Origin of the sequence: Caulobacter endophyticus, from assembly GCF_029543245.1 — a bacterium.
In the GTDB taxonomy this organism is placed as follows: domain Bacteria; phylum Pseudomonadota; class Alphaproteobacteria; order Caulobacterales; family Caulobacteraceae; genus Caulobacter; species Caulobacter endophyticus_A.
The window spans coordinates 17,447-34,672 of record NZ_JARQWV010000017.1; the positions used below are offsets into that span (position 1 = coordinate 17,447).

At 69.7% G+C, this 17,226-nt stretch carries 21 protein-coding genes; 12 read left to right on the forward strand and 9 right to left on the reverse strand.

Annotation, left to right across the window (positions count from 1 at the left end; translation table 11 throughout):
- Positions 1-166: 166 nt before the first annotated feature.
- Both rsmD and P7A99_RS16485 read right to left on the reverse strand, forming a co-directional pair.
- Entirely contained in the window at positions 167-730 is a 564-nt protein-coding gene (gene rsmD, locus P7A99_RS16480; RefSeq protein WP_277794864.1) for a 16S rRNA (guanine(966)-N(2))-methyltransferase RsmD, read from the reverse strand.
- Entirely contained in the window at positions 730-1,374 is a 645-nt protein-coding gene (locus tag P7A99_RS16485) for a TMEM175 family protein (RefSeq protein WP_277794865.1), read from the reverse strand. Before P7A99_RS16485 ends, rsmD begins: the two co-directional genes overlap by 1 nt.
- 153 nt (positions 1,375-1,527) lie before the next feature.
- Here P7A99_RS16485 and P7A99_RS16490 point away from each other — a divergent pair, with 153 nt between their 5' ends.
- Positions 1,528-2,460, forward strand: a complete 933-nt coding sequence (locus P7A99_RS16490) for a CPBP family intramembrane glutamic endopeptidase (RefSeq protein ID WP_277794866.1) — start codon at positions 1,528-1,530, stop codon at positions 2,458-2,460.
- A gap of 12 nt (positions 2,461-2,472) precedes the next feature.
- Here P7A99_RS16490 and P7A99_RS16495 read toward each other — a convergent pair whose 3' ends face one another.
- Positions 2,473-3,144: a lysophospholipid acyltransferase family protein gene (locus tag P7A99_RS16495; protein WP_277794867.1), complete on the reverse strand. Its 672-nt coding sequence runs from the start codon at positions 3,142-3,144 to the stop codon at positions 2,473-2,475.
- A 12-nt stretch (positions 3,145-3,156) separates the two neighbouring features.
- Complete coding sequence (locus P7A99_RS16500; protein ID WP_277794868.1) at positions 3,157-4,143, reverse strand: phosphatidate cytidylyltransferase; 987 nt, start codon at positions 4,141-4,143, stop codon at positions 3,157-3,159.
- 72 nt (positions 4,144-4,215) lie between these two features.
- Here P7A99_RS16500 and P7A99_RS16505 point away from each other — a divergent pair, with 72 nt between their 5' ends.
- The gene (locus tag P7A99_RS16505; RefSeq protein WP_277794869.1) at positions 4,216-4,596 is read left to right on the forward strand and encodes a hypothetical protein; all 381 of its coding nucleotides are present in this window, start codon (positions 4,216-4,218) and stop codon (positions 4,594-4,596) included.
- Positions 4,593-5,264, forward strand: coding sequence for a CDP-alcohol phosphatidyltransferase family protein (locus P7A99_RS16510; protein ID WP_277794870.1), 672 nt, complete (start codon positions 4,593-4,595; stop codon positions 5,262-5,264). Before P7A99_RS16505 ends, P7A99_RS16510 begins: the two co-directional genes overlap by 4 nt.
- Positions 5,265-5,437: 173 nt before the next feature.
- Here P7A99_RS16510 and P7A99_RS16515 read toward each other — a convergent pair whose 3' ends face one another.
- Entirely contained in the window at positions 5,438-6,718 is a 1,281-nt protein-coding gene (locus tag P7A99_RS16515; protein WP_347276697.1) for a pseudouridine synthase, read from the reverse strand.
- A 122-nt stretch (positions 6,719-6,840) separates the two neighbouring features.
- On the opposite strand from P7A99_RS16515, the gene P7A99_RS16520 reads away from it, so the two are divergent.
- A complete protein-coding gene (locus P7A99_RS16520) occupies positions 6,841-7,293 on the forward strand; it encodes a nucleoside deaminase (RefSeq protein WP_277794871.1) in 453 nt (150 codons plus the stop codon).
- On the opposite strand, the gene P7A99_RS16525 is transcribed toward P7A99_RS16520, so the two are convergent.
- The gene (locus tag P7A99_RS16525) at positions 7,290-7,694 is read right to left on the reverse strand and encodes a hypothetical protein (RefSeq protein ID WP_277794872.1); all 405 of its coding nucleotides are present in this window, start codon (positions 7,692-7,694) and stop codon (positions 7,290-7,292) included. The genes P7A99_RS16520 and P7A99_RS16525 overlap by 4 nt on opposite strands.
- A gap of 118 nt (positions 7,695-7,812) precedes the next feature.
- Between P7A99_RS16525 and pseB the strand changes: the two genes are divergently transcribed.
- Positions 7,813-8,853 carry a UDP-N-acetylglucosamine 4,6-dehydratase (inverting) gene (gene pseB / locus P7A99_RS16530; RefSeq protein WP_277794873.1) on the forward strand — a complete coding sequence of 347 codons (1,041 nt, stop codon included), beginning with the start codon at positions 7,813-7,815 and terminating at the stop codon, positions 8,851-8,853.
- A complete protein-coding gene (pseC, locus tag P7A99_RS16535) occupies positions 8,850-10,010 on the forward strand; it encodes a UDP-4-amino-4,6-dideoxy-N-acetyl-beta-L-altrosamine transaminase (protein WP_277794874.1) in 1,161 nt (386 codons plus the stop codon). Before pseB ends, pseC begins: the two co-directional genes overlap by 4 nt.
- A 345-nt stretch (positions 10,011-10,355) precedes the next feature.
- Here pseC and P7A99_RS16540 read toward each other — a convergent pair whose 3' ends face one another.
- Together P7A99_RS16540 and P7A99_RS16545 are read right to left on the reverse strand one after the other, a co-directional pair.
- On the reverse strand, positions 10,356-10,667 hold the full coding sequence (locus P7A99_RS16540; RefSeq protein WP_277794875.1) for an EthD family reductase: 312 nt from the start codon (positions 10,665-10,667) through the stop codon (positions 10,356-10,358).
- Positions 10,668-10,734: 67 nt separating this feature from the next.
- Positions 10,735-11,046, reverse strand: a complete 312-nt coding sequence (locus P7A99_RS16545) for an EthD family reductase (RefSeq protein ID WP_277794876.1) — start codon at positions 11,044-11,046, stop codon at positions 10,735-10,737.
- Positions 11,047-11,129: 83 nt separating this feature from the next.
- Between P7A99_RS16545 and P7A99_RS16550 the strand changes: the two genes are divergently transcribed.
- Entirely contained in the window at positions 11,130-11,576 is a 447-nt protein-coding gene (locus P7A99_RS16550; protein WP_277794877.1) for a hypothetical protein, read from the forward strand.
- A gap of 13 nt (positions 11,577-11,589) precedes the next feature.
- Here the strand turns inward: P7A99_RS16550 and P7A99_RS16555 are convergent, their stop codons facing one another.
- Positions 11,590-13,296, reverse strand: coding sequence for a hypothetical protein (locus tag P7A99_RS16555; RefSeq protein WP_277794878.1), 1,707 nt, complete (start codon positions 13,294-13,296; stop codon positions 11,590-11,592).
- A gap of 230 nt (positions 13,297-13,526) precedes the next feature.
- Between P7A99_RS16555 and P7A99_RS16560 the strand changes: the two genes are divergently transcribed.
- The 5 genes from P7A99_RS16560 to P7A99_RS16580 all read left to right on the forward strand — a co-directional run bounded on the left by P7A99_RS16560 (position 13,527) and on the right by P7A99_RS16580 (position 17,077).
- A complete protein-coding gene (locus P7A99_RS16560; protein ID WP_277794879.1) occupies positions 13,527-14,240 on the forward strand; it encodes a response regulator transcription factor in 714 nt (237 codons plus the stop codon).
- Entirely contained in the window at positions 14,209-15,891 is a 1,683-nt protein-coding gene (locus P7A99_RS16565; protein ID WP_277794880.1) for an ATP-binding protein, read from the forward strand. Before P7A99_RS16560 ends, P7A99_RS16565 begins: the two co-directional genes overlap by 32 nt.
- Positions 15,888-16,322, forward strand: a complete 435-nt coding sequence (locus tag P7A99_RS16570) for an HPr kinase/phosphorylase (protein WP_277794881.1) — start codon at positions 15,888-15,890, stop codon at positions 16,320-16,322. The genes P7A99_RS16565 and P7A99_RS16570 overlap by 4 nt, the downstream gene beginning before the upstream one ends.
- 75 nt (positions 16,323-16,397) lie before the next feature.
- Entirely contained in the window at positions 16,398-16,802 is a 405-nt protein-coding gene (locus P7A99_RS16575) for a PTS sugar transporter subunit IIA (RefSeq protein ID WP_058348726.1), read from the forward strand.
- Positions 16,799-17,077 carry an HPr family phosphocarrier protein gene (locus P7A99_RS16580; protein ID WP_116489063.1) on the forward strand — a complete coding sequence of 93 codons (279 nt, stop codon included), beginning with the start codon at positions 16,799-16,801 and terminating at the stop codon, positions 17,075-17,077. Before P7A99_RS16575 ends, P7A99_RS16580 begins: the two co-directional genes overlap by 4 nt.
- Positions 17,078-17,226: the final 149 nt, after the last annotated feature.

Consider the following 17,226-nt stretch of genomic DNA (forward strand, 5'->3'; position numbering starts at 1 on the left):
TCGCCTCCCTCACCGAGTTTCCCCGCGAAGGCGGGGATCCAAGCTGTATTTCAGGAGACGGCGCGGCCGCGAGCGACCCGCAGGCTCAGCTTGGGTCCCCGCCTTCGCGGGGAAGGACGGATGAGAGAGATACGGCCGTCAGTGAAAGTTGACCCGACCTAGGGCCCTACAGCAGCCGCAGGAACAGCACCCGGGCCGCGCCGTAGTCACGGGCGTCCAGGGTCTCGAAGGCGTCCAGCACCGGGTCGGGCTCGCCGACCCCGCGCTCGAACACCACTATGGCGCCTGGCGCCAGCCAGCCGCCGGCGACCAGCTCGGCCAGGGCCTTCTCGCCCAGGCCCTTGGCGTAGGGCGGATCGAGGAAGGCGATGTCGAAGGCCGCGCCGGCGCTGGCGGGACGCGGGCCAAGGTCGGTGGCGTCGCGGCGGTGCACGCGGGTCTGGCCGAACAGGCCGAAGGCGTCGATGTTCTGGCGGATCGCCCCGCGCGCGGCCTCGTTGGTCTCGACGAACAGGCAGTTCACGGCGCCGCGCGAGATCGCCTCAAGGCCCAGGGCGCCCGATCCCGCGAACACGTCGATCACCCGGGCGCCATGCAGCTCCGGCGCCCAGGCGGCGTGTTCGAGGATGTTGAACACGGCCTGGCGGGCGCGGTCGGAGGTGGGGCGGGTGGCGTCGCCCGGCGGGGTGGCGATGGCCTTGCCGCGATACTGGCCCGAGACGATGCGCATCAGGCCGCGGCCTCCTCGGTGGTCTCGATCGCGCCGGCCGCCGCGCGGCGGCGCATGAAGCGACCTCCGGCCACGAAGGCGGCGATGGCCGCGGCCAGGGGGATCAGGCCCCAGATGTGGTTCAGGCTGAACAGGATCAGGCCGCACATCAGGCCGGGGGCGACCGCCGTGCGGGCCAGGGTGAACAAAGCTTCGCCGCGATGGACGGGGCCGGCCAGCTCGCCGGCGAAAGCGGCATAGCCCCAGACGACCGACATGGCGACGCCGATCGCGGCCACCAGGCCGACATAGACGAGGGTCGCCTCGCCCGAGGCGTGCTCCCACAGGAGCTCGGTGGCCAGGGGCAGCATGGCGATCAGGCCCAGCACGATGAGGTTCAGCACGTCGAGCACGCCGTTGGCGGCGCGCAGGCGGGCGAAGATCCGCCGGTGGCTGATCCAGTAGACGCCGATCACCGCGAAGCTGACGGCATAGGCCCACAGCTTGTGGCCCATCTGGCCAAACAGGTCGGCGACGCCATGCCAGTGCTCGGGCGGATGGATCTCGATGGCCAGCAGGGTGATGGCGATCGCGAAGACCGCGTCGGAAAACAGCACCAGGCGGTGCAGGTGGCGATCTTGCGCCTCGTGCTCGGTCTTGCTCATGAAACCCCCATCGACAACCGCCGATGTGTGCCGTCATTGCCGCGTGACGGCAAGTCGCGGGCCGACTTTGCTCGAAACCTCTTTTCCTTCGCCTCGCGGCCGATTAGCGAGGAGGCGGGTGCTGTGTGGGATTGGGCGGCTGTGTTCGAGGACGTGAGACGTTCGGCGTTTCTGGACGACGTGACGCCGGCTGACCGGCGCATCGGGCGCATCCTGCTGAGCCTGCCGGTCGGGTTCGTGGCCGCGATCCTGGCCGCCGTGATCGGCGGCGTCTTCGTCATGGCCCTGTTCACTGGCCTGCTCGACGGCGGCTTTGACCAGGCCGCGGCGCTGTTCAAGTCGCTGACCAACCCGAACGCCGCGGCCCTGGACCTGATCACCCTGCTGTTCGTGCTGTGCCTGCTGACGGCCACCAACGGCGGCATGGCCGTGGCCTTCGCCGGCGTGGCCGCCGTGCTGCACGAGCGCCGCCTGCGCAGCTACCTGACCAGCGCGCCGGTCTATCGCTGGCGGCTGACCCTGCTGGGCCTTTTCCTGTTCACCGTGACCGTCGGACCGCTGCTGGCGGCCAGCGCGCGCCTCGATCCGCATGCGCCGCCCATGCCGATCCTGACCCTGACATCCACCTTCGACGGCCGTTTGGTCCACGCCGCCGCCGCCATCGGCCTGCTGCTGCTGGCCGCCGCGGCCGAGGAGCTGGTGTTCCGCGGCTGGCTCATCAAGCTGACCGGCGCCTTTACCCATCGGGTGTGGGTGATCCTGCTGATCAACGGCGTGGCCTTCTCGACCATCCATTTCGACCCCAACCCCGACGCCTTCCTGGTGCGGGCGGTGCTGGGGATCGGCCTGGCCTGGGCGACCCTGCGGCTGGGCGGGGTCGAGTTCGCGGTCGGCGCTCACGCGGCCAACAACATCGTCATCGTGCTGTTCCTGCAGCCGATGAGCCTGGCGCCCGAGCCGCCGCATCCGTTCCGTTGGGAGGTGCTGCCGATCTGCGTGGTGATGCTGGGCATCTATGTCGGTTTGGCCGAGCTGGTGGCCCGCACGCCGCGCCTGTCACGCTGGGCCGGGGTGGCGACGGCCTGAGGCTTTCTCTTTCTAGGGCTCGTCCGACCAGCGCAGCGGCGGCGCCTGGGCCTTCAGGGCCAGCATCGCCTCGCGCAGGGCGTCCATGAACGGAGCCCGCTTGCCGGTCCAGGCGACCGGCTCGCCCACCAGCACCGCGCAGTTCAGCGGCACCGGCACGCTGGCGCCCTTGGGCAGCACGCGGCCCGCGCCCTGGATCCACACCGGGATCACCGGGGCGTCGGGAAAGGCTTCGGCCAGGCGCGCCACCCCGCCCTTCAGCTGGCCCATGGCGTCGGTCGCGCCGTCGCCGCGCGTGCCTTCGGGGAAGACCAGCACGATCTCGCCCGCCGCCAGGGCGGCGCGGGCCGGGGCCAGGACGTCCTCGTTCTCTCCTGAAGCCGCGCGGCGGCCGGCCTTGCTGCGGGCCACCGGCACGATGCCGATCACGTGGCGCGAGAACCAGCCGATCACCGGGTCTCGCAGGAAATAGTCGGCCGCCGCCGCGGGGCGCAGCTTGGACACCGCCCGCGACGGGAAGATCGACAGCATCAGCAGGGTGTCCACATGGCTGGCGTGGTTGGCGGCGATGATCGCCGGGCCCTTCAGCGGCAGGCGCTCGCGCCCGGAGACGTCGGCCCCGGTCATGAGCAGGGCCAGGGGCCGGGCGACGAGAACAAGCAGGAGGAAGCGGAGCAGGCGCACGACGCGACTAGATCAGAACCGGTCGAGCGCGAACAGCGCCATGAGGTGGAAGTAGAGCGGGGCGGTGAAGGTCAGGCTGTCGGCGCGGTCCAGCACCCCGCCGTGGCCGGGGATGGCGTGCGAGGTGTCCTTGACGCCGATGTCGCGCTTGATGGCGCTCATGGTCACGTCGCCGGCGAAGCCCGCCGCCGGCAGCACGAAGGCGACGATGAGGAGGCCGTGGCCCGACAGCGGGGTGAACACCGGCCCGACGAACCAGATCAGGGCGGCGGTGGTGATCCAACCGCCGAGAAAGCCTTCCCAGGTCTTGTTGGGGCTGACGCTCGGCAGGATCTTGCGACGGCCGAAGAGCTTGCCCCAGACATATTGGGCGACGTCGTTGAACTCGGTGGCCAGCAGCAGGAAGAACACCAGGCCCGCGGCCCCGGCCGGCAGGTGCTCGCTTGGCGGCACGCGCATCAGGAAGGCGACGAAGCCGAGATTGTAGACGCAGGTGACCAGGCCCCAGTGGAAGGTCGCCGCGCTGGCCAGGTAGCCCTTGGTCTGGCCGATCAGGGCCATCAGGGCGGGCAACCCTAAGAACACCCACACCGGGATGAACACCAGATAGAACATGTAGCGGTCGGCGAAGATGAAGCCGTAGGCCGCCGCAAGGCACAGATAGGCCGCCAGGATCGCCGGCCGGTCCTCGCGCCGCCGGACCGCGAGAGACAGGAACTCGCGCAGGGCCAGGAACGAGATGAAGGCGAAGACGGCGGTGGTCGCCTGCCAGCCCAGCAGCAGCGCCCCGGCCAGCAGCGCCACCATCCCCCACCACGAGACGATGCGCAGGCGCAGTTCCTCGTACGACTTGCCGGGCTTGAGGCGGGGAAGCACGGCGGCGATGGCGCTGGCCACGCCCAGCAGGATCACCACGCCGGCCAGGCCCGCCAGCAGCGGCTTGGGCTGCGCGGCCAGGAAGCGGCTCGCATGTCCGGTCAGATCGCCGATGAAGTCCATGGACGCTCCCGTTCGCACTACTCCCGGTATAGCCTAGTTGCCGAGGGTTACGAGCCGGGGAGTTTTCGTCGAATGTCGCGCCTGCTGCGCTCCAGCCTGGTCCATGCCGCCTTCGGCTTTCTGCTGATGGGAGGCTGGACGCTGTGGGCCAATCGCGCCCACGGCCTGGCGTGGGTTGCGGCCATCGCCCAGGGGCTGCTGTCGGCGGGGCTGACCGCGCTCCTGAAGAAGACGCTGGAGCGGCTGGACGGCCGGTTCTCGGGCTTCGTCGCCCTGGCCCTGCCGCCTGCGATCACCGCCGGCGCCATCCTGGCGACCCTGACCATCGTCCATCGCCTGATCGGCACGCCGGAACTTCTGGCCACCATCGCCTTTCCCTGGACGATGTCGACGCTCTACGCCATCGCCTACAACGCCCGCCTGGTCGCCGACCGGAGGAAGACCGCGCCATGACAGACGCTCCCGACCTGACGAACCGCCGGCCGCTGAAGACCCGGGGCGCGGCCTGGGCCGGACGGCTGGCCGCGGCCATCGCCGGTAAGGGCGTCAGCGCCGACGCGATCTCGGGCCTGGGCCTGGCCTTCGCGGTGCTGGGCGCGGCCCTGCTGGCGGCCAGCGGCGGGGTCGAGGGCGGCTGGCGGTCGCTGTGCCTGGTGCTGGGGGCGACCTGCGTGCAACTGCGGCTGGCCTGCAACCTGCTCGACGGCATGGTGGCGGTGGAGCATGGCCGCTCCAGCCCCTACGGCCCGATCTGGAACGAGCTGCCCGATCGGGTGGCCGACGTGCTGTTCCTGGCCGGGGCCGGCTATGGCGCCATGACCGCGGGCTTCTCCGGCGGGCCGGCCCTGGGCTGGATCTGCGCGGCCCTGGCCATGCTGACGGCCTATGTGCGCGAGCTGGGCCGAGGGCTGGGCTTTCCCGCCGACTTCTCCGGCCCCATGGCCAAGCCGCACCGCATGGCCGCCCTGACGGGGACCTGCGCGATCGCCGCCTTCGAGCCGCTGTGGCGCGGCCGGGGCGAGGTGCTGGCCGTCGGCCTGGCGGTGATCGCGGTCGGAACCCTGGTCACCGTCGTGCGCCGCACCCGCACCCTGGCCGAACGTCTGGCTGACAGGCGGTAGGGCGGGCGTCCGTCAGCCGTAACACAGCAACTAGATTGCTTCCCTCGCCCTTGTGGCGAGGGCCCATGCCGGCCACCGCTCAGACCTTGGTCGTCCGCGAACGGTCTGAGCGGCTGAACGATGGATCCTGGGCACAGGGCCCAGGAAGGCAGTTATGAGGGCGGTGGCTTCTGTTACCGCTTGGGGCCGCGCGGGGCGGGCTTGCCGCCGGTCGGGCGCGGACCCTTGAAGCCGTCCGGCTTGCCTGAGCGCGCCGGAGCGACATTGCCGCGCGCGGCGCCTTGCGCAGCGGCCTTCCCGGCGGGGCGAGCGCCCGGCTTTCCGGCCGCGCCCTTGGGCCCGACGCCCTTCGCGCCTGGCTTGGCGGGGCCCTTGCCGCGGCCGGGGGCCTCGGTGACGAACTTGGTCTCGATCGACTTGGCCTTCCGGGGCTTGGACTTGTTGGGATCGACCTTGATCTTGGCCTTGGCCCAGCCGGCCTTGTAGACCTTCTTGGGCTCCTCGACCTTGGGCGTGGCGATCTGCGGGGCGCGGCCAGTGGGGGCGCGGCGCTGGATCTCGCCGCCGCGCAGGCGCTCGCCGTCCTTGGCCACGCCGGGGGCGTACAGCGGGTCGGCGACGCCGACGAACTGCGGCTTGTCGCCCGTGGGCATGTTCTCGTCGGCGATGACGCCGGCCAGCAGCTCGCGGATCACCCGGGGGCCGACCTCCTCGACCTGGCCGGCCTGCAGCGTGCCCAGGGCGAACGGGCCGTAGGACAGGCGGATCAGGCGGTTGACCTTCAGGCCCACCGATTCCAGCACCTTGCGGACCTCGCGGTTCTTGCCTTCCGACAGGGTGACCGTGATCCAGACGTTGCGGCCGCCGCCGGCCTTGTCCTGGGCCTTGTCGAGACGGGCCTCGATCGGGCCGTAACGGACGCCCTCGATGGTCGCGCCATCCTTCAGGCGGTCAAGGGTCTCCTGGGTGGCGTGGCCGAAGGCGCGGGCGCGATAGCGGCGGGTCCAGGCGTTCTGCGGCATCTCCAGGGCGCGCGACAGCTCGCCGTCGTTGGTCAGCAGCAGCAGGCCCTCGGAGTTGAGGTCGAGGCGGCCGACCGAGATCACCCGCGGCAGGCCGTTGGGCAGGGCGCCGAACACGGTGGGGCGGCCGCCCGGATCGTTGTGGGTGGTCACCAGGCCCGTGGGCTTGTGATAGCGGAACAGGCGCGTGGGCTGGCGGTCCTCGACCAGCTTGCCGTCGACGACAAGCAGGTCGCCCGGGAACACGCGCACGGCCGGGGTGGTCAGCACCTGGCCGTTCAGCACGACCTTGCCGGCCTCGATCAGCCGCTCGACCTCGCGCCGCGAGGCCACGCCCGCGCGGGCCAGGGCCTTGGCGACGCGCTCGCCGCCCTCGGCGTCCGGATCGTGCTCGACGGCGTCGTGCAGGGCGGGCTGGTACTTGTCGGTCATGCCTTCATGTCCTTCTAGGGGAGGGGCGCATCTCACGATGGGCTGCTTGTGGTGATGGCGCCGAACCGCCATAGGATCAAGCGCTTGCAGCCGGAGGCCCCGCCATCACCGACGAAGACGCCATGGCCCTGGCCCTCGACGAGGCCCGCGCGGCCGCCGAGCGCGGCGAGACGCCGGTCGGGGCGGTGATCCTGGATCCGAAGACGGGCGAGGTGATCGCGCGCGCCGGCAACGGTCCGATCGCGGCGCATGATCCCACGGCCCACGCCGAGATCGCGGCCATGCGTCTGGCGGCGGCGAAGCTGGAAAACTACCGGCTGACCGACCTGACCCTGGTGGTGACGCTCGAGCCCTGCGCCATGTGCGCCGGGGCGATCAGCCACGCCCGCATCGGCCGGGTGGTCTGGGGCGCCGACGATCCCAAGGGCGGGGCGGTGGTGCACGGCCCGAAGTTCTTCGCCCAGCCCACCTGCCATTGGCGGCCGGAGACGACGGGCGGGGTGATGGCGCAGGAAAGCGCGGATTTGCTGCGCGGCTTCTTCCGCGCGCGGCGCAAGGCGAAGTCCGCCTCCTAGTTGACCATCGCCGAGCCGAGCAGGACGCGCGCGCCCTTCTTGCCCAGCACGCGGTCGGCGGCCTTCTGCATCTCGGCGCCGACATAGTCGAGGTCGGGCGCCGCGCCGCGGCGCAGGCCCGAGGCGTAGGTCATCAGCACCTGGGCGAAGGCCGCACGCAGGCGCGGGGTGGAGGCCTGGGCGTACTCCATGACCTTGGGATCCTTGGCCTCGATGCCGGTCTCGAGCGTCATCACGCCCTTGCGGCCGTCGCGGCGGATGGCCGAGGCGGTGATGGTCGGCAGGGCGAAATAGGTCGGCGGCGCCTCCTTCTTGGCCTCGCCGCCGCTGGCCAGGGCGGGCGAGGCGCAAAGACCGGCGAGCGTCAGGACGGCGGCGAGGAGGGCGAGGGTGCGGCGCATGGCCTTCCGCATAACCCGTCGTGGTTGACGTCCTCTTTACGTCTGGCGCCGCACAAACGCGTTAACCTAGATTCCCCGTGCGTCAGATGCGCGCGCGGCGGGTGCGAGGAGGCTGATCTTGGGACGCTTTTCACCGCAATCCCTCGACCTTGACGGCAAGGTGATCCTGGTCACCGGCGGCACGGGCTCGTTTGGCCGCCGCTTCATCGAAACGGTCCTGAAGCGCGCCAGCCCGCGGAAGGTCATCATCTATTCGCGCGACGAGCTCAAGCAGAGCGACATGCAGCTGGAACTGCGCGAGCAGTTCGACGAGGCGCAGTTCGCCAAGCTGCGCTTCTTCCTTGGCGACGTGCGTGACCGCGAGCGCCTGACCCTGGCCCTGCGCGGCGTAGACATCGTCATCCACGCCGCGGCGCTCAAGCAGGTGCCGGCCGCCGAGTACAATCCCTCGGAGTGCATCCACACCAACGTGCTGGGCGCCGAGAACGTGGTCTGGGCCAGCCTCAACAACCACGTGAAGCAGGTGGTGGCCCTGTCGACCGACAAGGCCTGCAACCCCACCAACCTCTACGGCGCGACCAAGCTGGCCTCGGACAAGACCTTCGTGGCGGCCAACAACCTGTCGGGCGACATCGGCACGCGGTTCTGCGTCGTGCGCTACGGCAACGTCGTGGGCTCGCGCGGCAGCGTCGTGCCGCTCTATCGACGCCTGCTGGACCAGGGCGCGACCGAGCTGCCGATCACCGATCCGCGCATGACCCGCTTCTGGATCACGCTGAATGAGGGCGTCGACTTCGTGCTGTCGTCGCTGAACCTGATGCGCGGCGGCGAGATCTTCGTGCCCAAGATCCCGTCCATGGCCATGCCCGACCTGGTCAAGGCCATGTCGCCGAGCGCGGGCGTCAAGGTCATCGGCATCCGCCCCGGCGAGAAGCTGCACGAGATCATGATCAGCGCCGACGACGCCCGTTCGACCGTCGAGTTTGACGACCGCTTCGCCATCGAGCCCAACTTCGCCGAGTTCGGCCGCGAGCCCTATTCCGAAGCCGACGGCGCCAAGCCCGTCGCGGAAGACTTCTCCTACAGCAGCGACAACAATCACGACTGGCTCTCGCCCGAAGGCCTGCTGGCCATGCTGGAGGAGAAGGCCGCGCGATGAGCGGCTTCCTCCCCTACGGTCGGCAGACGATCGAGGACGACGACATCGCCGCTGTCGCCGAAGCTTTGCGCGCCGATTTCCTGACCACGGGTCCGACCGTCGAGGCCTTCGAGACGGCCTTCAGGCAGAAGGTCGGGGCGCAGCACGCCATCGCCGTTTCCAACGGCACCGCGACCCTGCACCTGGCGATGATAGCGCTGGGCGTCGGCGAGGGCGACGTCTGCATCGCCCCGTCGGTGACCTTTCTAGCCACGGCCAACTGCGCCCGCTACGCCGGGGCCGAGGTGGTGTTCGCCGATGTCGATCCCGACAGCGGCTTGATGACCCCCGACACCCTAGCCGACGCCCTGGCGCGCGCGGGCGATCGTCGCGTGCGGGCGGTATTGCCGGTGCACCTGCGTGGCGACGTCTGCGACCTGCCGGCGCTGAAGGCCATGGCCAGCGCCGCCGGCGCTGTGCTGGTCGAGGATGCGCCGCACGCCCTGGGCTCGGTCGCCACCTTCGGAAACGAGGCCCATCCGGTCGGCGACTGCGCCTATTCGGCCTTCGCCAGCTTCTCGTTCCATCCGGTCAAGACGCTGGCCACCGGCGAGGGCGGCATGCTGACCACCAATGACGCCGCGCTGGCGGCCAAGGCCCGCTCCCTGCGCGGCCACGGCATGGTGCGTCCGGCCGGGGCCGAGCCCTGGGTCTACGAGATGCCGGAGCTGGGCTTCAACTACCGCATCCCCGACGTGCTGTGCGCGCTGGGGATCTCGCAGCTGGCCAAGCTGGACCGTTTCGTCGAGCGTCGGCGATCGCTGACGGCGCGCTACCAGGCGCTGCTGGCGCCGTTGTCGCCGCTGGTGCGGCTGGCGGCCGGCCCGTCATGGTCTGACCCGGCGCTGCACCTGCTGACCGCGCTGATCGACTTCGAGGCGGCGATGACCACCCGCGCGGCGGTGGTTGAAAGCCTGAAGGCGCAAGGGATCGGCACGCAGGTCCACTACATTCCGGTGCACCGCCAGCCCTACTATGTGAACCGGTATGGTCTGGCCGACCTGCCCGGCGCCGACGCCTGGTATGGCCGCTGCCTGACCCTGCCGCTCTATCCCGCCATGGCCGACGAGGACCCTGAGCGGGTGGTCGAGGCTCTGGCGCGGGCGCTGGGTGTTTGAAGGGCGCTAGCCAAGTCGAGGTAGTGTCAGCATACCTAGGAGTGTGCAGCGTCGCGATGACGCCGCGTTCTTTTAGGAGAAGCAGAATGTCCAAGACGTACGAGCAGCGAATCCGCCGCGCAGAGCGCATCCTCCTTCGGCTGCTGAAGGAGCGCCGCGAACCCCCGTCGAGCTACACGCTCGACAACCTCGACTAACAACAGCTTCGCCTTCCTAGGCCTTGTGCCTAGGATCCATGGCTCAGCCTGCTCAAACCTTTCGCGCATGGCCAAGGTCTGAGCGGTCGCCGGCATGGGCCCTCGCCACAAGGGCGAGGGAGGCAAGCTTCTGGGTGGGTGATCGTTCCTACCCCGCCGCATAAATCTCGATCACCGGGGCGATGTCGGTGAAGTTGGCCACGTCGGCGTGCAGGCTCGGCGCGACGGGACTTTCCAGGCAGGCGCGCATGGCGGCCTCGTCGCGGAAGGTCAGGTGCGCCATAGCCACGAACGGGGCCGGACCGCCGTCCAGGGCCGACACCCCGCGAAACACCCGGGCGTCCAGCAGACCGGTTTCAGCCAAGGCCTCGCGCACCATGCGGATGTGGGTCTGCGCATAATAGTCGTGGTCGAAGCGCGCGCCGTCGCGGGCCGGATAGACGATGCTGATGAAGGCCATGATGGGTTCCGAGCGGGCGGGGCGACAGATTGGCCGCCCGCGCCCGCCGGTCAAGCTTCCAGGCGCCCTACGGCTCGACGCTGATCTGGATCACCGGGGTGATGTCGGTGAAGTTGGCGACGTCGGCCTGGACAGCGGGAGCCTCGGGGCCGCCCAGCGAGGCCTGCAAAGCCGCCGCGTCGCGGAAGGTCAGGTGCACCATGGCCACGAACGGCGGCGACGAGCCGTCCGGTCCGGGAACGCCGCGCAGGATCCGCGTGTCGACCAGGCCTGTGGGCCCGAAGGCCTTCTGCGCCATCGGGATGTGCACGGCCTTGTAGTAGTCGTGATCGAACTTCGCGCCCTCGTGGGCGGGATAGAAGACGCTGAAGACGGCCATGTCGGGCTCCGTACGCTGGGAGCCCGGATCTGGGGACGCGTCAGGTCGTGGACAAGCTTACTCGCCGAGGTCACGCTCAGCCAATGGACCGCCTGAACCAACTGCTCGCCCGTTTCGAACGTCAGCGCGACGCAGGTTCGGTGTTGCGCTGGGCGGGGCCGAGACCTGACGGCCGAGGCAGCAAGCTCTCCCGCCTGCTGGTCGAAAAGATCGGCTATCGCGAAGCGGCGGGCGACTGGGAACCCGAAGAGATCAGCCGCGACGAGGCGGCGGGGCAACTGGCCTTTCTGGCTATCGAAAGCCTGGCTTACGGCGCTTACGGTCCGCCCAGGGCGGGTTTGAAGGACCTGGCTCTGGAAGCGCTCGGCGATCTGGGGCCCGAGGCGCGCTTCTACGTCAACGGCTGGCTGCCAAAGCCCGGCCAGAAGGGCATGGGCTGGACGGGGCTGTCGACGGCGACGTTCGACGCCGGCGTTCTCGGCTTCGACGACCGCAACGCCTTCGTGTTCTGGATCGAGGAAGAGGACTGAGCGCCTGGGGCCCTCAAGCCGCCTGTTGCTGCTGCACCAGACCCTTGAGCAGGTCGAGGGTCTCGGGGCTGGCGGCCAGGGCTTCGCGGGCTTCGGGCGCGCGGGCCAGTTTCAGGGCTTCGAGGCGGGCGCGGTCGGCGACCGGTCCGGTCGGGCCGGCCTCGCCAGAGGCCAGGCGGGCCAGCAGGCTCAGGCGTTGGGGCAGGGGGGCGGGCGCGCGGACCAGCAGCGACAGCAGGCGGGCGTCGGCCTCGACCATGCCGCCGACCTCGCCCAGCTTGACGCACAGCGGGCCGTAGTCCTCGACCACCAGGCCCGACCGCGTCAGCGACTTCTGCAGCCCGGCCAGGGCGGCCAGCTTCACCGACGGGCTGTCGGGGCCCTGGCGCATTTCCTTCTCGAAGCGCATGGCCTGGATGTTGGCCGACAGCCAGCGGGCGGCGTGGCGCTTGTTGACCGCGCCCATGACGTTCTCGGCCAGGCGGATCAGCATGACGATCTCCTCGCGGGCCGAGCGGTCGCGGCCCAGCAGGGCCTCGATGAAGTCGCCGTTGAGCAGAGTCTTGGAGCGGGTGGTGAAAGCCGCAGTGATGTCCTCGGCCGGCAGGATGCGGCCCGCGGCGGCCGTCAGGCTCATCGCCAGGGCGCGCAGGTGCTCGATTTCGGCCTCGGCGTCGGTCGGCTTGAGACGGCGCACGCCGTTCAGCTCCTTGAGCACCCGGCGGGCGATCGAGGCGCGGACGGTGGGGAAGTTCTCGCCGCACAGCCATTGGCCCAGGCGCTTGGCTGTGCCCGACAGCTCCGGCATGCAGGCCCGGACGCTGGCCTCGACCTTGATCAGCACCTCGACCTGCGCCCCGCCGGCCAGGCGGGTCATGGCGGCCAGGGTCGAGCCCAGGTCGTCGGCGGTGTCGAGCAGGTCGGCCATGCCGGCCTTGGAGCCGATGATCTCGGCCAGGGGCGTTTCGATGGCGGCCAGGGCGGCGGCGCGGGCCTTGGGCTCGGCCGGCGCGGCGTCGGCCAGGTCGAGCAGGCGGGCGATCTTCTCGCTCCAGTCCTTGGCCGGGGCGATCGAGGCGGCGACGCCGGCCCCCAGCAGGAAGGCGCGGTCGGGATCGGCGGCCAGGCGCTCGGCGGCTTTCGCAAAGCCTTCCTTGTCGAGATCCGGCAGCTGGCCCTTCTTGAAGGCCTTCATCAGGTTGGCGACCGAGCGCTCGACCAGGCCCTGGAAGTTGCGGATCAGCTCGTGGACCGACATGCCCCGGGCCTCGGCCTCGGGAATGGCGATCTTCTGCAGGGCGTGCTGCAGGTCGGTGCCGGACGCTTCCAGCTTCTCGACGAGGTCAGGGCGGTGCAGTAGCTCGAACGGCGTGGCCTTGTGGCGCTGCAGCCAGCTTTCCAGCAGGCGGCCGATACGGTCGCGGGCGTGGGCGGTGTAGAGGTCGGCCGGCTGCACGCACAGCGGCTCCATCTCTTCCACCGGCTTCTTCGGCTTGCCGCCGTCGACCATGCCCTTGGTGAAGATCGAGATGGAGCGATATTCGCGGGTTTCGGGGTCCAGGGTCTCTTTCGAGACCCGCACGGCGACGGCGCGCCCCGAGTTCAGCACTTCCTCGGCCTGGGCCAGGGCGTGGCTGCGAATCTCGGTGGCCATGTCCAGAGTCCATTGCGCGCCGGCCTTGCGGCGCACGAATAGCTCGTAATGGACCTGGTCGCTCATGGGCTTTATGGGGCTCCTGGACCGTGACTATGACTTGCGAGACCTTAAGGCGAGGTTGAGGGGCGCAAATCACCGTTCGGCGTCGGCGCCGCAACTGTGTCCAAGCCCGCCACGCCCCGGCCGCAATAGAGTTTGACAACACCGGATGGAAAGCTTGGCCGCTCCATGCGTTGTAGCGGAGCGCGGTGGTCGGTAGGATCGACCGCAAGGTATTCGGAGGATTAGACGGCTTGGCCGAGATCACGCTCATCGACGACGACGAGAACATCGTCGCTTCGGTCTCCCTGGCCCTGGAGAGCCACGGCCACACGGTGAAGGCCTATTACGACGGCGTCTCGGGTCTCGAGGCGGTGGAGAGCAATCCGCCGGACCTCGTGATCCTCGACGTCAAGATGCCGCGCATGGACGGCATGGAAGTGCTGCGCCGCCTGCGCCAGTCTTCCGAGACGCCGGTCATCATGCTGACCTCGAAGGACGACGAGATCGACGAGATTCTCGGCTTCAACCTCGGGGCCGACGACTACATGCACAAGCCGTTCAGCCAGCGCCTGCTGCTCGAACGCGTCAAAGCCGTCCTGCGTCGCGCCCGTCCCGAGGAAGAGGATCCGGCCGCGCCGGGCGCCGCTGGCGCCGCGGGCTCCAAGGTCATGAAGCGGGGCAAGCTGACGCTCGATCCGGCCCGCCACGACAGCCTGTGGGACGGCCGGCCGGTGCGCCTGACGGTCACCGAGTTCCTGCTGCTGCAATCGCTGGCCCAGCGTCCCGGCTTCGTGAAGAGCCGCGACAACCTGATGGACGCCGCCTACGACGATCAGGTCTATGTCGACGACCGCACGATCGACAGCCACATCAAGCGGATGCGCAAGAAGTTCCGTCAGGTGGACCCCGAGTTCGATTCCATCGAAACCCTGTATGGCGTCGGCTACCGCTACCGCGAAGCCTGAGCCGGGATCGGATCCGGAGCCGCGCGACCGTCGTCGGCTGACCTGGCCGCGCGCCTCGCGGCTGGGCCGGCTGATCGTCGGCCTGAACCTGCTGGCCCTGGCCATCCTGGTGGTCGGGGCCCTGGTGCTCAACGAGCTGCGCAGCGGCTTGATCAACGCCCGCATCGACAGCCTCAGCACCCAGGGCGAGCTGATCGCCAACATCATCGAGCGGGCCGCCACGCAGGGCGAGCCCGAGCCGATGCTCGACGTGGCGGCGGCCAACGACATCCTGCAGTCGTTCTTCAGCGGCCATTCGCAGCGCGCCCGCCTCTATGACGGCGAAGGCCGGCTGCTGGCCGATTCCTACCTGGTCGAGGACCGGGTCGAGTGGAAGGTGCTGCCGCCGGCCCGCAAGTCGGGCGACAACGGCTTCCGCCTCTCCTTGCAGGACAAGGACGCCAAGCCCCGCGCCCTGGAGCGCGCCAAGGCCGAGTTCGAGCAGGAGATCGAACGCGCCCGCATGGGCGAGACCGTCAAGCAGGTGCGCCTGGCCGAGAACGGCGAGCGGGTGGTGTCGGTGTCGATCCCGATCCAGCACGTCCGCGCCGTGCTGGGGGTGCTGACCGTCGAGGCCGGCGACGTCGACGAGATCATCGGCGCCGAGCGCAAGGCGCTGCTGCCCTTCGTGCTGGTGGCCGTGGGCGCGGTGCTGATCTCCAGCCTGCTGCTGCACCGCCTGGTGGCTCAGCCGGTGCTGCGCATGGCCCGGGCGGCCGACCATGTGCGCCTCGAAGGCGCGCGGGCCATCAGCCTGCCTGACATTTCGCGCCGCAACGACGAGATCGGCGACCTGTCGCGCTCGCTGGAGGAAATGACCGAGGCCCTGTCCGAGCGGATGGGCGCCATCGAGCGCTTCGCCGCCGACGTGGCCCACGAGATCAAGAACCCGCTGACCTCGATCCGCTCGGCCATCGAGACCCTCGACCTGGTCACCGAGGCCAAGGCCCGTCAGCGCCTGCTGGGCATACTGCAGCAGGACGTCGGGCGCCTGGACCGGCTGGTGACCGACATCTCGAACGCCTCGCGCCTCGACGCCGAGCTGTCGCGCGAACTGCCCAAGGCCATCGATCTGGCTCGCTTGCTGACTGAGGCCGTCTCGATCTACGAGGCCCAGGTGCGCGGCGAGGAGCCGCCGTTCAGCGTCCGCGTGCGTCTGGTCGGCGCGCCTTCGGGGACCTCGCGGGTCATGGCCCGCGAGATCCCGGTCAGCCAGGTGTTCCGCAACCTGATCGACAACGCCCGCTCGTTCAGCGCCGGCGACGGCGAGGTGCGGGTCGGGCTGGTCCGCCAGAACGGCCGCCTGGTCGCCACGGTCGAGGACGACGGCCCGGGCATTCCGCCCGACAACCTCGAAACCATCTTCGAGCGCTTCTACACCTCGCGGCCCAAGGGCCGGGCGTTCGGCGGCAATTCGGGCCTTGGTCTGTCGATCGCCCGCCAGATCGTCGAGGCCCACGGCGGCCGGATCCATGCCGAGAACCGCCAGGACGAGGCCGGCAAGGTGATCGGCGCGCGCTTCGTGGTCGAGCTGCCCGAGCACCGCGATGGTCACGCCCACGGCCATCACGGCCGCGACGGCCACCATCATCACCATGGCGGGCGCGAATGATCCGCCATGCCGGCCTGGTGGCCCGGCGGGTCGGCGGCCTGTGGCGCGGGGTGCTGATCGAGGGCGCTTCGGGCGCGGGCAAGAGCGACCTGGCCCTGCGGGCGCTGGAGGCCGGTTTCCGGCTGGTGGCCGACGACCGGGTGGTGACCTTCGTCTCGGAGGGGCGGCTCTACGGCCGGGCGCCCGATCCGCTGAAGGGGCTTCTGGAGGTTCGCGGCTTCGGGATCGCGCCCGAACCGGCCCTGCCGCTGGCCGAAATCGCCCTGCTGGTGCGCTGCGTCGACGATCCGGCCAATGTCGAGCGCCTGCCCTCGACCCGCACCGAACGCCTTCTGGGGTTGGATTTGCCGGCTTTCGAGCTGTGGCCGTTCGAGCCCGCCGCGCCCGCGAAGATCGCCAGGATGCTGGAGCATCTTGGAGTCGCTCCCTAACAAGCGTATCAAGGCGGCCCGCGCGGCGCCTCCCTGCCGTATCGGGCGAAGGGGATCCCGTTTGAGAGACCAGGCATGATCGGGCTCGTGATCGTCACGCACGGGCGTTTGGCGGAGGAATTCGTTTCCGCCATGGAGCATGTGGTGGGGCCGCAGACCGCGGTGAAGGCCATCTGCATCGGGCCGGAAGACGACATGGAGCGTCGCCGGTCGGACATTCTGAAGGCCTGCGCCGCCGTCGACGACGGCGCCGGGGTCATCCTGCTGACCGACATGTTCGGCGGCACGCCCAGCAACCTGGCCATCTCGGTGATGGAGCAGACCAAGGCCGAGGTCATCGCCGGTCTGAACCTGCCGATGCTGATCAAGCTGGCCAGCGTGCGCACCCGCGACGACCTGGACGCCTGCGTGGCCCACGCCCAGGAGGCTGGACGCAAGTACATCTCCGTGGCCTCCTACGTGCTGGCGGGAGAAAAATGAGCAGGACGGCGGCGGCCACGGTCGAGATCATCAACGAGCGCGGGCTGCACGCCCGGGCGTCGGCCAAGTTCGTCAAGCTGGCCTCGGGCTTCGACGCCGAGGTCACCGTCGCCCGCGAGGGCTCCAGCGTCGACGCCCGTTCGATCATGGGCCTGATGATGCTGGCCGCCGGCATCGGCTCGACCATCGACATCGCCGCTGAAGGCCCCGAGGCCGAAGCCGCCGTCGACGCCCTGGTCGAACTGGTCGGCAACCGCTTCGACGAGGAGCGATAGGGCTTTAAGCTCCCACCGCAAATCTAGAACGCTTCCCTCGCCCTTGTGGCGAGGGCCCATGCCGGCTCCCGCTCAGACCTAAGCCGTCCTGAAAAGGTCTGAGCAGCTGAACCATGGATCCTGGGCACGAGGCCCAGGAAAGCAGTTGT

Bases quoted from the DNA above. Each gene is read 5' to 3' on its own strand.
- P7A99_RS16540 (WP_277794875.1), bottom strand. From the start codon at position 10,667: ATGGCCTTCATCAGCATCGTCTATCCGGCCCGCGACGGCGCGCGCTTC.
- P7A99_RS16580 (WP_116489063.1), top strand. From the start codon at position 16,799: ATGAGCAGGACGGCGGCGGCCACGGTCGAGATCATCAACGAGCGCGGG.
- P7A99_RS16520 (WP_277794871.1), top strand. From the start codon at position 6,841: ATGGCCCTGGCCCTCGACGAGGCCCGCGCGGCCGCCGAGCGCGGCGAG.
- P7A99_RS16575 (WP_058348726.1), top strand. From the start codon at position 16,398: ATGATCGGGCTCGTGATCGTCACGCACGGGCGTTTGGCGGAGGAATTC.
- P7A99_RS16550 (WP_277794877.1), top strand. From the start codon at position 11,130: ATGGACCGCCTGAACCAACTGCTCGCCCGTTTCGAACGTCAGCGCGAC.
- P7A99_RS16515 (WP_347276697.1), bottom strand. From the start codon at position 6,718: ATGACCGACAAGTACCAGCCCGCCCTGCACGACGCCGTCGAGCACGAT.
- rsmD (WP_277794864.1), bottom strand. From the start codon at position 730: ATGCGCATCGTCTCGGGCCAGTATCGCGGCAAGGCCATCGCCACCCCG.
- P7A99_RS16545 (WP_277794876.1), bottom strand. From the start codon at position 11,046: ATGGCCGTCTTCAGCGTCTTCTATCCCGCCCACGAGGGCGCGAAGTTC.
- P7A99_RS16525 (WP_277794872.1), bottom strand. From the start codon at position 7,694: ATGCGCCGCACCCTCGCCCTCCTCGCCGCCGTCCTGACGCTCGCCGGT.
- P7A99_RS16500 (WP_277794868.1), bottom strand. From the start codon at position 4,143: ATGGACTTCATCGGCGATCTGACCGGACATGCGAGCCGCTTCCTGGCC.
- P7A99_RS16510 (WP_277794870.1), top strand. From the start codon at position 4,593: ATGACAGACGCTCCCGACCTGACGAACCGCCGGCCGCTGAAGACCCGG.
- P7A99_RS16565 (WP_277794880.1), top strand. From the start codon at position 14,209: ATGGCGTCGGCTACCGCTACCGCGAAGCCTGAGCCGGGATCGGATCCG.
- P7A99_RS16555 (WP_277794878.1), bottom strand. From the start codon at position 13,296: ATGAGCGACCAGGTCCATTACGAGCTATTCGTGCGCCGCAAGGCCGGC.
- P7A99_RS16485 (WP_277794865.1), bottom strand. From the start codon at position 1,374: ATGAGCAAGACCGAGCACGAGGCGCAAGATCGCCACCTGCACCGCCTG.
- P7A99_RS16505 (WP_277794869.1), top strand. From the start codon at position 4,216: ATGTCGCGCCTGCTGCGCTCCAGCCTGGTCCATGCCGCCTTCGGCTTT.
- P7A99_RS16570 (WP_277794881.1), top strand. From the start codon at position 15,888: ATGATCCGCCATGCCGGCCTGGTGGCCCGGCGGGTCGGCGGCCTGTGG.
- pseC (WP_277794874.1), top strand. From the start codon at position 8,850: ATGAGCGGCTTCCTCCCCTACGGTCGGCAGACGATCGAGGACGACGAC.